Here is a 13,843-nt window from a genome sequence, read left to right on the forward strand (position 1 = left end):
GTCGTGTCTGAGGTGAAGGCTGAAGATTCGATCGATACTTCTACCAAGGATTTGCCGGTTTCAGACAAGGCTGTCGTGTCTGAGGTGAAGGCTGAAGATGAGAAATTGGCGATCGTACTGACTTCCACTCCGAATGAGTCTGTCAAAACCGATTCGGTGACTTCATCTCCAACAGTCATCGATCCGTTGACAATAAAAGAAGAAAAAGAGGCGATCGCAACCCCTATTTCTACTACCACAAAAGATGCACCGGCTTCAGATAAAACTGTAACGAAATCAGTTGAAATCGAATCTCAAGCAATTGCACCTCAACCTGCGCCTAAAAACATTTCAACCGTTGAGACAGAAACCAAGATAAATCAACCACAACCTGCTGTTACTCTCAGCCCTAAAACCGATGAACAACCAGCAATTTCTACTCAAGCATCTGGTAAAACTTTTCAGCCGATAGTCCACGAAAGCAAGCCAAATATTTATCCTCAAGAACTTTCGACTGTCAATCAATCAATTGCGACAGATAGCAAGCCAGTAACGGCAATACCAGAATTAGCTAAACCAGCAATTTCTACCAACAGCCAGCCAGCAATTTCTATTCAAGAAGTTGCTCCAATAACTCAACCTGTCGCACCCAATGCAACCAGCATAATAGCCACAAATAGTCAAGAAAAAACCAATACAGAACCCACAAATTATCCACAAGATATCGGCTCGAATCCAGTCACAACGACTACCTCATTCCCTTTTTCAAAAGCATCTCAACCCTTAGTCGGTATTATTAGTACAGGATTTAATGCCAATAATTTCGACATAGACTACAGCCGCATTACTCTCGGAAAAGACCGCATTGCTAATGATGATAATCCCTTAATTCAATCCGGTGAAGGCAGCGAACAAGGAACTCATGTTTTAGGCTTAATTGCCGCCACTCAAAATAATAGCAAAGGCATCGACGGCATTAACAATGAAGCACCGATTTGGTTAGGTAGGGCTAGTGGCAATAACAGTTGGGCAGAATCCTTAATTGAATTTGTCGATAACGCCAAAAAATCCGATCGACTCAATGCAGTTGTTAACATTAGTTTTGAACTAACTCAAGTTGATGTTAGCGGCAAAATAGTTTCTCGCTACGAACTGACAGAAGCCGAAGAAAATGCCCTAGAATACGCTCGCAAAAATCACATCGTTGTTGTCGTTCCTGCTGGCAATAATCCCCAAGAAATATCAGCTTTAGGCAAAGCATCCCTTCAGTTTGACAATATCATCAGCGTCGGTGCATCATCGGGTGGTCAAGTGACAGATTATTCGGGAAATGGCAAAGGTTTAGATATTTTAACAGAAGGAGGAACGCTGAACAATCCCGTGCGATCGCCCTTTCTGCTTCTCCAGGCTATCGAAAGGGCGTGAAGCGCAGGTATCCCGAGCGTGAATCGCCCTTATTGAGGTGAAAAGTGCGATGTGCATCAAGGCCAAAGAAACGGGGTTTTTGGCACTATCTGAGGGCTGTGGCGAAATATTGTCGTCAAAAAACCCGGTTTCTGACTTCTCCCTGAATTTATTATTTCCGCAGCACCGAAGTGATAATCACTGTAATAGTGGCACTAGCAATTAAAGTGAAAGCAAGTTGTACTACCCACTGAGTTGCTTGCTGGTAGTTAGAAAAGCGATCGTTAAACTTCTCGGAATCCCTCGATAGCTTATCTACATTAGCCGATAGCTTGTCCACATCTGTCGATAGAGTATCTACATTAGCCGATAGCTTGTCCAGTTTCTCAATTACATCTACCAAGGTTGGTTCGTTTTTGGATGTAGTGTCATTTGGTTTATTTAAACTCGATAATAATCTGGTACAATATTATATTGTTGTGCGTTTTGTCGCATCTTCAATCAATCATTCATTTATTTTTAATTCTGAGTTATGTTAGAATTAAGATTCAACTGAATAATGGGAGAAAACTTTTATGACAGCGATGACAGTCAAAGATTTAAACCAAGTTCAGACCCTTTTTTCCGAAGCGGGTTTAGATTACACAATTGAACTAGAAGACGGGAAAATTTCAGTTATGGGCCCATCAGACATTGTATCCAGTGAAATCAGTAGCCGTCTCATCGCCTTTCTCTTCGCTTGGATAAATCCACGCCGCTTGGGGAGAGTGTTTGACTCCGCAGGCGGTTTCATCATGCCGAATACCAACGTCAAAGCGCCAGATGTTTCGTTTGTGCGGGCGGCCCGCTTGCGCCAAAGTCCGCGTTATTTTGGTGAACTTGTTCCCGATTTGGTGGTTGAGATTAAATCTCAAAGCGATCGCATTAAGGCTATAGAAACTAAGGTTTTGAAGTTTATAGAGCTGGGTGCGGTTGTCGGCATCCTGATCGATCCTGATGAGGAAACAGTGGCAATTTATCGATCGACTGGTGAACCGACTATTTTAGCAAATGGCGATATTTTAACAGTACCAGAGCTTTTTCCCGGTTGGGAATTGCCCGTTTCGGAATTATGGCCTCCCATTTTTACAGAGGAAGAAACACAATCCTGATGCGTTTAAGTTTGAGATTGTTGTTGCAGAAAATAGCCGACTAGATAAAGTGAACCGCACAGGATTGTGAGGTTTTCGTCGGTAACAGCCGCATCTAAAGCTGTTGTTAAGTCGGGAAAAGCTTGAGTGAGAGTTAATTCAGGGCAGATATTTTCAGCAATGGCGGCTAATTCTGTGGGGGATGCTGAGTTTTGATCGGGTACGGGAACGAGATAAAGCCGATCGCCCTTTTTGAGTAATGCTTGTAAAATATCATCGCAGTCTTTCGTCGCGAGAATCCCGATTACCCAGTTAATCGGCGACGGGGAAGCGGTAAGATTGTCTACATATTCGCGCAGGGCGATCGCAGCAGCAGGGTTGTGCGCGCCGTCAATCAGGATGTTGCGGTTGTTCCAAGTTACCTGCTGAAGTCTACCCGGCCATTGGGTTTGGGCGATTCCTTGTGCGATCGCACTTTGGGAGATTTGCCATCCTAGGTTTTGCAGAGTGTGGAGAGTTGCAAGTGCGATCGCCGAATTCATTAATTGAACTTGTCCCAGCAATGGCAATTTATATCTTATTTTAACCGCAGATGAATCAGAATTAACGTCAATTTCTGGACTTGGATAATATTCTGCAAATCCGTCTCCTAAATCTACCGCAGGTTTTACCCAAACTGCCGGACAGTCTAATTCTTGAATCTTTTTTTCTACTACTAATCTAGCAGATTCCGGCAATTCTCCGACAACTACCGGACACTTTGATTTAATAATTCCCGCTTTTTCCCCAGCAATATCAGCGACAGTCGGGCCGAGGATTTGCCAGTGTTCGAGACTGATAGAAGTAATCACACTCACAAGCGGAGTTTCGCAAACATTAGTCGCGTCTAATCTACCGCCCAATCCGGTTTCAATCACTGCAATATCTGCTTTTTGTTCGGCGAAATACAGCCAAGCTGCGGCGGTGATGATTTCAAATTGAGTCGGAGTTTCCGTATTACCTTCAGCAGCGCGGACAACTTTTTCTAAACAGTCTTGCAATGCTATTGTAGAAATTGGTTTTTGGTTGATACAAATTCTTTCTGTCCAATCGATTAAGTGCGGGGATGTGTAGCGCCCGACTCGATAACCTGCTGCTGTGAGTACCGATGAGAGATAAGCGCAAACGGAACCTTTGCCATTTGTGCCGGCAACGTGGATAATGGGTACTTGTTTGTGGGGGTTGTCGAGTTTTTCGAGGAGTTGGTGAATTCTTTCGAGGCCGAGGTGGACGCCGAAGTGTTGGTAAGATTTGAGGATGGAGTTTGCATTCATTGAGGATTATAAATTCTGTTTGTTTGTGAATTATATTTTTTTCTTTAACCGCAGAGGGCGCAGAGGGCGCAGAGTGAGAGAAGCAAGAGACAGATATCTCATCAAAGAAAGTTTTATTATTAATTTATTGTATTTATTGCGGGTAACAAAAGGTGGCTTTGAATATTATTTCTCTGTTTGCGGGTTGTGGTGGATTGGATTTAGGTTTTCGTCGGGCTGGGTTTAATCCGGTTTGGGCTAATGAGTACGATCGCACTATTTGGGATACCTATCAATTTAACCATCCTGAAACTATTTTAGATCGCAGAGATATCCGAAAAATTAATTCTGATGAAATTCCTGACTGTGTTGGGATTATTGGCGGGCCTCCTTGTCAAAGTTGGAGTGCGGCGGGCGCGAAACGGGGAATTGATGATTCTCGGGGTCAGCTTTTTTGGGAGTATATTAGAATTGTCCGAGACAAGCAGCCTTTGTTTTTTTTAGCTGAGAATGTTAGCGGCATCTTAGCGCCCAGAAATCAGGATGCTTTCACTTATATATTATCGCAGTTTGAGGAACTTGGGTATCGGGTTTCGTTCAAGTTGGTGAATGCTAAAAATTTTGGTGTTCCCCAAGATAGGCAAAGGGTGATTGTGATCGGTTATCGTCAGGATCTGGGTTTTGGTTTTGAGTTTCCCGCACCTGGAACCGAGGTTTTGACGCTGCAAGATGCAATTTTTGACTTGCAGGCGATCGCCCCAATTCCAGTCAAGAGTAAAGTAGATAATTATCACGATTCTGTCGCAAATCACGAATGTGCAGATTTGAGTTTTTCCAGCATTTATATGTCCCGGAATCGAGTTAGAAGTTGGGGTGAATCTTCCTTTACAATTCAGGCCAGCGGCAGACACGCACCTCTGCACCCTCAAGCTAGTAAAATGATTTTAGTTGGCAAAGATCAGCGCATTTTTGATCCGAATTCGCCTCAGCCTTACCGTCGGCTTTCTGTGCGAGAGTGTGCGCGAGTTCAGACTTTCCCGGATGACTTTATTTTCAAGTACAAGTATATTGCTGACGGCTACAAAATGGTTGGGAATGCCGTACCTGTTAATTTGGCTAGAGTTTTAGCAAGTAAGATTTATGCGGATATTTGTTCTATAGGGGCAGTACCAAGAGTTCCCGCGCTCTCACTCCTGTAACATTATCTGTTAATTTTGCCATAAATTATCTAGAGTAAAGTTGCGGGGATTTTTCAGAGTAAAGGTTTGATTTTCTTTGATTAAATCTCCCGTACAGATGAAAGGCAAGCGTTCTTGATAAGCTTTGATAGCGAGGATATAATCTTTGTCTGCAAGTTCGGTTTTAATTTTCTGTAATTTGTCGGCAATTACACCGACTAAGGTAATTTCGCCACTTAGTTTGTCGGCGTTGGGCGTGTGAATTTGCATCACGACTCCCTGAATAGTTGTATTGGGAATCCCGGTAATTAAGTCTGCTAAAATTTCACTTTGCGATCGATTTTCTACGGATTCTAATATTTCGATTATCTCCCGGATTCGGGCAGCATAATCTCCGAGATTTTGTTGGTTGGGGAGTAATATTTCAAATTCCTCTCCGGCGACTGGTTTGTGCCAAAGTGTGGCATTTTCTAAGAAAGGTTTGTCTTCATTCCACCCGTGAATTTGCAGGTAATTTCTAACTTGATTTAGGTTGACTGTTTGGAGGGTTTCGCTATCTTGGAATGTGACTTTCATGGTTGAACTCCTTGGCTAATCCCCTCCATAATTGACTGAAGGGCGATGACTGTAAATTGATTAGTTCTCGGTATAGTGACTGTGACAGCGGTGGTGTTTTGTGTTTCTGGCATTCCCCGCAGGGATATCCAATATCCGCATTCCTTCATGCAGGTTTCTGTTTCTGACTGAGTTAACCAGTTTGCTATTGTTTCGGGGATTAAAACAACAACTAAAATTCGGGGTACGGCGAAGTCATCTATTCTCAAGTCATCGTAGTTTTTGAGTTTGAGAGGGTAGCGAATCGAGTTATTTTCTCGAACATCCCTTGATGTCGATTTTAACTGCAATTCTAAGCGAGGTGCTCGGATGCTACCTGTCCCTCCTTTGGCAGCAATTCCCCAGTCTACGCTATCGTCGTCTACAAATGGTTTGTAAAGAGAATAGCCTGCAACGCTGGCGATGGCTTGCAGGTAGGTGTTGCTAAATTGTTCTTTTTGTTGGTTGATATCCACGCTGGCTTGTATTTTTTATATGGTAACTCGAAGTCCTAGATATAATATCAATTTAGCTAAAAAACTCTGCTATTATATAAAGTTGCGGTGCGTGAATGCTGAGTTCTTATACTACCGCACAAATCTATTCGCTGTCACGCACCATACATCGCTTTGAACGCAGATTATCGATCGCCCTTAGCAGCATACACAGCATACAGCCGATCGAGCTTTAGGAAGGTTTGCAGCAGCGCATTCGCCCCCTGAGTAAACTGTTCGGGCGAAGTATACTCATCTTCTGCATGGCTGATGCCGCCCCGAGAAGCCACGAAAATCATCTTCATTTTTTGCCAACAAGCGCACAAATAGTTGTTTCTTGTTTTCTGCCTCTTAATTGAATACTCTTAACGGGTTTTGCTTCGTAGCTATCGCTCACCAATTCCCAGGTTTCTCCTGTTATTAATACTCGATAAGGATTGTCTTCTTTAATATCTTTATTCATTGGTTCTAACCTGGCGGCAATATTCACAGTATCTCCTAAAACCGAAAAATTTAATCGATTCCCGCCGCCGACAGTTCCAGCAATAATCGACCCTGTATGAATGCCAACTCCGAATTCAATTTTTGGCTTTCCTTCCCTTTGAAACTTCTGATTTAATTCTTTCAATCGTTCTGACATATCCAAACAAGCGGCAATACAATTTTGAGCGTCCTGTTTGATTTCTTCAGGTTTAGTATGAGGAAAGGGAATGCCAAATATTGCCATAATTGCATCGCCAATATATTTATCGATCACGCCGCCGTGATTCATAATACACTCACTCATGGCATTTAAATATAGATTTAGCCAAGGCATCAATTCATCTGGAGATAGTTGCTCGGAAATGCTAGTAAACCCTCGAATATCCATAAATAAAACCGTAGCGACCATTTCTTGCGGTTGCAGTTCGCCATTTTTAAAGATTTCGTCTTTTCGCTGCCAAATTAATTCAGCAGTTTCTTTTGCCATGTATTTTTCAAATAGGCTCATTAATTGTTGTTTCTCTTGTTGTTCTCGCAGTTGCAGTCCAATTCCAGCTAAGACGATCGTACCAATCGGTGCAGCAATGGGCATTAGTAGAGAATTAAACGTAAATAATAAGAAAGAAACTGCATACCAGATTAGAGGGAAAAGGATAGCGATCGCAATTCGTCCCCTGGGCCCAGATTTCGATAATATTCCGCTAGTAATTGGCCCAATTAAAAGTAATATCAGCCAACTTGTCCAGCCAGGTAAAGGTTGCAGCAGTCGGTTATTTAGCAAGTTATCGATAACTGCGGCATGAAGGTAAATCCCACTGGTGGGTGAAATTTGATTTAAAGGAGTCCGCAAAGGATCTAAACCTGTTGCCGTCATACCTACTAATACCAATTTGTCTTTAAAAGCATCTGTGGTAATTTTACCTTCCAGAACATCAGCAAACGAATAAGTCGGTAGAAATTGCGTTTTTCCAGGCCAATTTATCCCTGCACTGTAAAATTCTAGACTGCCGTTATTAGGCGGTGATAAAAACTTTTCTAGCCCTCCAGATTGCGGTTGCTTGTCGGCGTTGTAAACTCGCAGCATGGCAATTCCCAATGAGGGAATATCTCGCAACCACAGCGTGGCTTGACGACCGATTCCATCTGTGTCTGACTTATGGAAAATATGACCTCGATCGGCGGCTGCGGCTTCTAAAGTTGGTACAATTGGTAGCGGTTTTCCTCGGTCATCCCAAGCCTTAGCTAACACTACATTACCTGTTGCACTCATAGCGTCTGCAAGTTGGTCATCTTGGGGACTGGATTCGGCAAAAATAATGTCGAAACCAACGACTGCGGGTTTAGCAGGGGAAAGGGCTTGTAATAATTGAGTGTAGCGATCGCGCGAAAACGGAAATCTCCCCAACTTTCTTAAACTTGCTTCGTCTATGGCAATGACCACCACTCGTTTATCCCAAATAGGTTTGGGTAAAATTCGACTTTCGCGAAGTTGAAACAGGCTGTTAGAACTCAGTTGTTCCAGCGGTTTCCAGCCACCCAAATGCAACGCGCCCAAGGAAATAAGAGCAGCAGCAACCCCCGGCAGTAAGGATTGGCTGCGGGTAAAAAAAACTCGCAAACGAGGGATTATTAATTGAGTCATTATCTATTTCTTAAGTAAACTAGCACCGAGTTCATAAGACACCTCATTTCCCACCGGACTGCGAACAACTAGCCAGTAGTCAGAGTTAGCTGGTCTCGGCACTATCTCGTCGATTTTACCTGTTCGATCCATCTTTAAGGGTTGGCCGTTTAAATACACTAAATTCAGCGGATCGACAGTACAAATGCATCGAACTTTGTCTTGACTGATGGCTGATAAACTGATCAATTCATAGTTCAGATTTTCTTTGAATGCCTGGGGTGGATTGGGAGGATTGCCGGGAAAAGTGACGGAAGCATAGCCCTTTTCTATCTTCACAGTTTGCCCTTGAGCGCTAGCGTCAACCTTCCCCTCAAATAAGGCAGTTGCGGCTTTTCCCTCTGGGCCAACACCCACGGCGAACTCAGTCCCCCTGACACCCACAACTCCCGCTGGGCTGTTAATTTCTAGGCGCGAATTGGCGTTAGTCAAGCGTCGGGCCGAAACTCTTGCCAATCCTGCGGGGACTGACAGCAAGGTAACTCTACCTCCATTGACAGCAACGGACAGACCTTTAACTTGGACGGTGCTTAATTCTGCTAGATTAATCGTAGCGATGCCAGTGTCTACCGCTAAAACCGCGCTAGAGTTTTTGCCTGTGGAGATTTGCTGGCCGGCTGTTGTCAGGCGATCGCCCACTTTTGCTGGTCTGCCTTGATATGTTACGCTTCCCCTAACTTGCCGTACTTCTACCCACCGACTCCCGGGGAGTTGAATCTCCCTCGCCAGCAAAGGTAAGGCGAAAGTGATTAAAATAGTAGTAAATAGGATTGCTACCCATTTAGAAATTTTAGACAGATTTAATTTCATCACAAAAAATATTTAGCCAAGACTACTATTTATACTACTATTCTTTCGGTAACTTCTCAGGAAAATTTCATTCCTAACAGGATTTACGCAGACACAATATATGTAGTGCGGACACAACTACGATCGCACCCCGCTTGACTATTAGGGCGATTGCCTCAAAGGCAATCGCCCTTGAGGCAATCGCCAACCCTTCTTGAAATCTAGAAACGGATAATATTGGCGTATTTTTTAGATGCTCGGCAGTCACTTATTATCACATTTTAATGATGCCCTGCAACTCGATGAATCGATCGCCCTTAGCAGCATACAGCCGATCGAGCTTTAGGAAGGTTTGCAGCAGCGCATTCGCCCCCTGAGTACACTGTTCTGGCGAAGTATACTCATCTTCTGCATGGCTGATGCCGCCCCGAGAAGCCACGAAAATCATCCCCATATCGGTAAAGCGTCCGATTTCTTGGGCGTCGTGTCCGGCCCGGCTAATTAAATGCCTGTAACTAAACCCTAATTCTTGACAAACTTCTACAATTGCATTCTGAATCTTTGGTGCTGCTAGTGTTGGCTGTACGTGCAGCAATTGAGTTATTTCGATTTCGGTTTGGGTGGCAGAGGCTATTGCTTGAAACTCCAATTTCATTTTAGCTAACAACTGTTCCAAATTAGTTTCAGACAAATCGCGCAAGTCGATTTTAAACTCGACTTTTCCCGGTACAGTATTCGTAGCATTCGGCCACACAGTTAAGTAACCTACCGTTGCCACTTGTTCTCCGGGTGTTTCTACTGCTAGCTTGTTGACTGCTAATACCATTTGGGAAGCCGCTACCAGCGCATCCTTTCTGGCGTGCATGGGCGTCGATCCAGCATGATTGGGGCTGCCCGTTACTCTCACTCCCAGGCGGTACTGTCCGACAATTCCTTTGACTACTCCTATACAGTCGCCCGTACTTTCCAAAACACCTCCTTGTTCGACGTGCAATTCCACAAAAGCAGCTATTTCTTTGGGATGGCGTTTTGCCTCCGCAATTTTTGACCAATCTCCGCCAATTTGTGCTAAACAAGTTTGGATGGAAGTGGCATCGCTGCGACGGTAATATTCGGGGTTGTTGACTGTATTTCCCGCCATCGCTTTGCAGCCGATAACGGTGCTTTCTTCGTCGGTAAATACGATCGTCTCAATGGCGTGTTCCAAGCGCAGGCCGTTTTCGCGCAACACCCGCACGACTTCAATTCCTGCCAAAACTCCCAAAACTCCGTCGAAATGCCCCCCCGTAGGAACAGTATCAATGTGAGAACCGGTTGCTAGTGCGGCACCTTCGCGCAATCCGGGATATCTGCCAATTGTATTTCCAGCCGCGTCAATCCGAACTGTCATCCCTGCTTCTCGCATCCAAGACTCAACAAGTTTGCGCGCCAGCAAATCTTCTTTGGTAAAAGCTACCCGACTGACACCTCCTCCCGGCAGTTTGCCGATTTGGGCGAGTTGGGCAATGCTGCTGTTGAGGCGCGAACCGTTGACTGAAAGTGCTAGCCTAACTGTCATGTTACATTCTCCTATTCTGGGAAATTTAATGATGCGATCGCTCTTGTATTATTAATCATTTAACTAACTTTTTATATACAGTATGCAATATCAGTTAAATGTGTACAATAATGTAGTCTTGCCTACAACAGGCGATCGGCTGTAGCACTTAAACTGCTGCAATCAAAATACAGCACGCAGCATAAAGCGATCGCAGCGATTTAACTGTAGAAACAAGTACATTTTTATCGATCGGGTGATATGAGTCAATCCACCTAATTAAACGTAAAATACCGATCGCTAAAAATCTTGGCCTGTATGTCTTCTGTTTACCCGCTGGCGCAGCCTTTATAGCCTTTATAGCCTTTATAGCCTTTATAGCCTTCTTCCTTCTACCTCCTACCTTCTACCTCCTTCCTTCTTCGTTCTTCCTTCTTCCTTCTTCCTTCTTCCTTCTTCCTTCTACTTATGAGTCAAACACCAATTGTAAGCAAACGAGTATTCATTTGCGGTTCCGCCCTGCGGGGTCAGCCGGACAACAGCAACCTGGGAGAAGCAAAGTTCATCAGAGAAGCCAAAACTCGTCCGATTTACCGCTTGTACTCCGCAGAAAATGGCTGGCATCCTGCAATTTACGAAGTGGCTACCGGAGGCGTATCAATTCCGGGAGAAGTGTACGAATTAACTGTCGCAGACTTTGAACAGCTTGCAGCCGGAGAACCCCCACATATGTATCCATCCGATGTGATTTTGGAAGACGGGGAAGTATTAACCGCTTTCCTCTACCCTCGCGAGTTAGTAGAGAAATACCAATGGGAAGATATTTCCGATCGCGGTGGATGGGCCGCTTACAAAGCAATTTCGCACTACTGAGATCTTGCACCATTTGCAATCAGCCTTTTACGGGCGGGCGAGACGCCCACCCCACGGGCGAGACACCCCAGAATCAAACTCACCCTTTGTGGAACAGGCATCTTGCCTGTTCTTGACATGGGTGCAAGATGTCAGCAGTCAGGACTTCAGTCCTCCCAGGTTCGTAGTAAGGACTTCAGTCCTCCCAGGTTCGTAGTAAGGACTTCAGTCCTTCTTAGAAACCATCGGTTTTTGATATTCATGCCAATGTCGGGCAATATCAATGCGGCGACATATCCAAACCCTCTCATGCTGCTGTACATAATCCAAAAAACGCGCCAAAGCTGCCGCCCGCCCAGGCCTCCCCGTCAAGCGGCAGTGCAGCCCCACACTCATCATTTTGGGTGCAATCTCGCCCTCGGCGTAGAGTAAATCAAAAGCATCGCGTAGGTAAGCAAAAAACTGATCCCCAGAGTTAAACCCCTGACTCGTAGCAAACCGCATATCGTTATTGTCAAGGGTATAAGGAATTACCAAGTGAGGCCGATCGCACTCGTACACCCAGTAAGGCAAGTCATCCGCATAGCTGTCGGCATCGTAGAGAAAACCGCCTTCTTCCACTACTAGCTTGCGGGTGTGCGGGCTCGTGCGTCCCGTATACCAGCCGAGGGGACGGCTGCCGGTAACTTGCGTGTGAATGGCGATCGCCCTGTGCAAGTGTTCCCGTTCCGCCTCTTCCCCAAAATACTTATAATCAATCCAGCGGTAGCCGTGGCTGGCAATTTCCCAATCGGCCTCCAACATCGCTGCAACGGCTTCGGGATGCCTTTCTAACGCCATCGCCACGCCGTAAACAGTCACCGGTATCTTCCGAGAAGTAAACATCCGATGCAGACGCCACAAACCGGCCCGACTGCCGTATTCGTAACAGGATTCCATATTCATGTGGCGCAGTCCCGATAGGGGTTCGGCGCCGACAATCTCTGACAGAAATGTTTCCGAAGAACCGTCGCCGTGCAGGATGCAGGTTTCTCCACCTTCTTCGTAATTGATCACAAATTGCAGTGCTATGCGCGATCGATCCGGCCATTGAGGATCGGGGGGATTTTGCCCGTAACCGATTAAGTCTCGCGGATAATTTACTGGCATATATAACAGTTGACAGTTGACAGTTGATAGTTGACAGTTGATATAGTAATCCGATCTGATTCTCACAAAACAACGCCCGCTTGTCTTCCTCGACTCCTTGTATAGTAAGATCTTCAGGTTTTTGAGATCTAGAAAATCAATTAGGATTGCTATAGTTTACAGTTGATAGTTGGCAGTGGACAGCTTGCCCGGTTGCTTAGAGAAGAGTTGACACTTGACTGTTGTCTGTTCATTGATTACGCATCGGTGCGTCGAAACCCGGTTTCTACGAGTTTTGCTCTTCCGGAACGAGAAATATAGTAAGAAACCCGGTTTCTGAGGGCGCAAGTGCGATCGCGAACTACAGTTGTTAGTTATCAGTTTTCAGTTTTTTTTGATTAACAACTAACAACTGTCAACTGTCAACTGTTTTCTGAGGGCGCAAGTGCGATCGCGAACTACAGTTGTTAGTTATCAGTTTTCAGTTTTTTTTGATTAACAACTGTCAACTGTCAACTGTCAACTGTCAACTGTCAACTGTCAACTGTTTCCCTTCTATCTCCTGAATTTCTTTAATTACCCGCGCTTTACTGGCAATTAAATGTTCTTGAATTGCTGCGGCTGCTGCGACGGGATTTTGTTCGATGACAGCTTGAAAAATGCGACGGTGTTCGCTGCGGATTTCCAATACTCCGGGATTGTATTCCATCGTGCGAAGCCGCACTAATATCATTTTGTCAAATACCTGATCTAATAAAGTTACTAACCAAGGATTGCCGGAACTTTGGGCTAGCAAGCGGTGAAATTGGCAGTCAGCGTAAAGCAATTGATAATTTGTCAATTCGCCCGATCGCAAATATGTCGTACTTTCTGCCTGCAACACAATCGCTTCCAATTGTTGAACTTGAGCCGGTGTCGCATTTTGGCAGGTCTCGGCTACCGATAGCTGTTCCAAAGCAATCCGACAATCATAAAGATCTGCTGCATCTGCGATCGACAGCGTAGCGACGCGCAATCCGTGATGCGGATCTGCCGTAACTAAATTTTCACGTTGCAGTTCGCACAAAGCCTCTCTCACCGGAGTCCGGCTGACGTTGAGCATATCTGCCAGTTGAGTTTCGATCAAGCGTTCTCCAGCCACTAATTCCCCCGACAGGATAGCAGTTCGGAGAGCTTGATAAGTCTGTTCGTGCAGAGATTGAGTGCGGCGAATCGCGCGAAATGAAAGACCCAAAGTCAGTTGTCCTTAAGTTTTAAATAGAGTTGGTTTGCTATTGTTAAAGATTGTTGATTCAGCCTCAT

General features: G+C 44.9%; 14 protein-coding genes. 4 read left to right on the forward strand and 10 right to left on the reverse strand.

Features of this window, described 5'->3' with window-relative positions; all coding sequences use genetic code 11:
- Nucleotides 1-1,404, forward strand: a 1,404-nt coding sequence (locus tag JGK07_RS15045) for a S8 family serine peptidase (RefSeq protein WP_293242417.1), incomplete at its 5' end; no start/stop codon positions are given.
- Nucleotides 1,405-1,555: 151 nt separating this feature from the next.
- On the opposite strand, the gene JGK07_RS15050 is transcribed toward JGK07_RS15045, so the two are convergent.
- Nucleotides 1,556-1,786 (reverse strand): hypothetical protein, encoded by a 231-nt coding sequence (locus JGK07_RS15050; protein ID WP_293224943.1) that lies wholly within the window; start codon nucleotides 1,784-1,786, stop codon nucleotides 1,556-1,558.
- A gap of 172 nt (nucleotides 1,787-1,958) precedes the next feature.
- On the opposite strand from JGK07_RS15050, the gene JGK07_RS15055 reads away from it, so the two are divergent.
- A complete protein-coding gene (locus tag JGK07_RS15055; protein WP_293182033.1) occupies nucleotides 1,959-2,534 on the forward strand; it encodes a Uma2 family endonuclease in 576 nt (191 codons plus the stop codon).
- A gap of 5 nt (nucleotides 2,535-2,539) precedes the next feature.
- Here JGK07_RS15055 and JGK07_RS15060 read toward each other — a convergent pair whose 3' ends face one another.
- Nucleotides 2,540-3,826, reverse strand: coding sequence for a folylpolyglutamate synthase/dihydrofolate synthase family protein (locus JGK07_RS15060; RefSeq protein WP_293224945.1), 1,287 nt, complete (start codon nucleotides 3,824-3,826; stop codon nucleotides 2,540-2,542).
- A 158-nt stretch (nucleotides 3,827-3,984) separates the two neighbouring features.
- On the opposite strand from JGK07_RS15060, the gene JGK07_RS15065 reads away from it, so the two are divergent.
- Complete coding sequence (locus tag JGK07_RS15065) at nucleotides 3,985-5,004, forward strand: DNA cytosine methyltransferase (RefSeq protein ID WP_293198401.1); 1,020 nt, start codon at nucleotides 3,985-3,987, stop codon at nucleotides 5,002-5,004.
- 9 nt (nucleotides 5,005-5,013) lie between these two features.
- On the opposite strand, the gene JGK07_RS15070 is transcribed toward JGK07_RS15065, so the two are convergent.
- From JGK07_RS15070 to JGK07_RS15095, 6 genes are all read right to left on the reverse strand, one after another.
- Complete coding sequence (locus tag JGK07_RS15070) at nucleotides 5,014-5,559, reverse strand: hypothetical protein (protein WP_293198399.1); 546 nt, start codon at nucleotides 5,557-5,559, stop codon at nucleotides 5,014-5,016.
- On the reverse strand, nucleotides 5,556-6,053 hold the full coding sequence (locus JGK07_RS15075; RefSeq protein WP_293182041.1) for a DUF4365 domain-containing protein: 498 nt from the start codon (nucleotides 6,051-6,053) through the stop codon (nucleotides 5,556-5,558). The genes JGK07_RS15070 and JGK07_RS15075 overlap by 4 nt, the downstream gene beginning before the upstream one ends.
- Nucleotides 6,054-6,217: 164 nt before the next feature.
- A complete protein-coding gene (locus JGK07_RS15080; RefSeq protein WP_293191526.1) occupies nucleotides 6,218-6,376 on the reverse strand; it encodes a hypothetical protein in 159 nt (52 codons plus the stop codon).
- Nucleotides 6,373-8,196 (reverse strand): adenylate/guanylate cyclase domain-containing protein, encoded by a 1,824-nt coding sequence (locus JGK07_RS15085; RefSeq protein WP_293191528.1) that lies wholly within the window; start codon nucleotides 8,194-8,196, stop codon nucleotides 6,373-6,375. Before JGK07_RS15085 ends, JGK07_RS15080 begins: the two co-directional genes overlap by 4 nt.
- A gap of 3 nt (nucleotides 8,197-8,199) precedes the next feature.
- The gene (locus tag JGK07_RS15090; RefSeq protein WP_293224947.1) at nucleotides 8,200-9,045 is read right to left on the reverse strand and encodes a FecR domain-containing protein; all 846 of its coding nucleotides are present in this window, start codon (nucleotides 9,043-9,045) and stop codon (nucleotides 8,200-8,202) included.
- Between the two features lie 253 nt (nucleotides 9,046-9,298).
- On the reverse strand, nucleotides 9,299-10,582 hold the full coding sequence (locus JGK07_RS15095) for a Zn-dependent hydrolase (RefSeq protein ID WP_293224951.1): 1,284 nt from the start codon (nucleotides 10,580-10,582) through the stop codon (nucleotides 9,299-9,301).
- Between the two features lie 447 nt (nucleotides 10,583-11,029).
- On the opposite strand from JGK07_RS15095, the gene JGK07_RS15100 reads away from it, so the two are divergent.
- The gene (locus JGK07_RS15100) at nucleotides 11,030-11,434 is read left to right on the forward strand and encodes a gamma-glutamylcyclotransferase (protein WP_293182053.1); all 405 of its coding nucleotides are present in this window, start codon (nucleotides 11,030-11,032) and stop codon (nucleotides 11,432-11,434) included.
- Between the two features lie 204 nt (nucleotides 11,435-11,638).
- Here JGK07_RS15100 and puuE read toward each other — a convergent pair whose 3' ends face one another.
- Together puuE and JGK07_RS15110 are read right to left on the reverse strand one after the other, a co-directional pair.
- Complete coding sequence (gene puuE, locus JGK07_RS15105) at nucleotides 11,639-12,562, reverse strand: allantoinase PuuE (RefSeq protein ID WP_293242411.1); 924 nt, start codon at nucleotides 12,560-12,562, stop codon at nucleotides 11,639-11,641.
- 505 nt (nucleotides 12,563-13,067) lie between these two features.
- A complete protein-coding gene (locus JGK07_RS15110; protein ID WP_293182057.1) occupies nucleotides 13,068-13,775 on the reverse strand; it encodes a GntR family transcriptional regulator in 708 nt (235 codons plus the stop codon).
- Nucleotides 13,776-13,843 lie beyond the last annotated feature (68 nt).

Source organism: Microcoleus sp. PH2017_24_DOB_U_A (genome assembly GCF_020738205.1).
GTDB lineage: Bacteria > Cyanobacteriota > Cyanobacteriia > Cyanobacteriales > Microcoleaceae > Microcoleus.

Bases quoted from the DNA above. Each gene is read 5' to 3' on its own strand.
- JGK07_RS15095 (WP_293224951.1), bottom strand. From the start codon at position 10,582: ATGACAGTTAGGCTAGCACTTTCAGTCAACGGTTCGCGCCTCAACAGC.
- JGK07_RS15060 (WP_293224945.1), bottom strand. From the start codon at position 3,826: ATGAATGCAAACTCCATCCTCAAATCTTACCAACACTTCGGCGTCCAC.
- JGK07_RS15100 (WP_293182053.1), top strand. From the start codon at position 11,030: ATGAGTCAAACACCAATTGTAAGCAAACGAGTATTCATTTGCGGTTCC.
- puuE (WP_293242411.1), bottom strand. From the start codon at position 12,562: ATGCCAGTAAATTATCCGCGAGACTTAATCGGTTACGGGCAAAATCCC.
- JGK07_RS15055 (WP_293182033.1), top strand. From the start codon at position 1,959: ATGACAGCGATGACAGTCAAAGATTTAAACCAAGTTCAGACCCTTTTT.
- JGK07_RS15070 (WP_293198399.1), bottom strand. From the start codon at position 5,559: ATGAAAGTCACATTCCAAGATAGCGAAACCCTCCAAACAGTCAACCTA.
- JGK07_RS15080 (WP_293191526.1), bottom strand. From the start codon at position 6,376: ATGAAGATGATTTTCGTGGCTTCTCGGGGCGGCATCAGCCATGCAGAA.
- JGK07_RS15090 (WP_293224947.1), bottom strand. From the start codon at position 9,045: ATGAAATTAAATCTGTCTAAAATTTCTAAATGGGTAGCAATCCTATTT.
- JGK07_RS15085 (WP_293191528.1), bottom strand. From the start codon at position 8,196: ATGACTCAATTAATAATCCCTCGTTTGCGAGTTTTTTTTACCCGCAGC.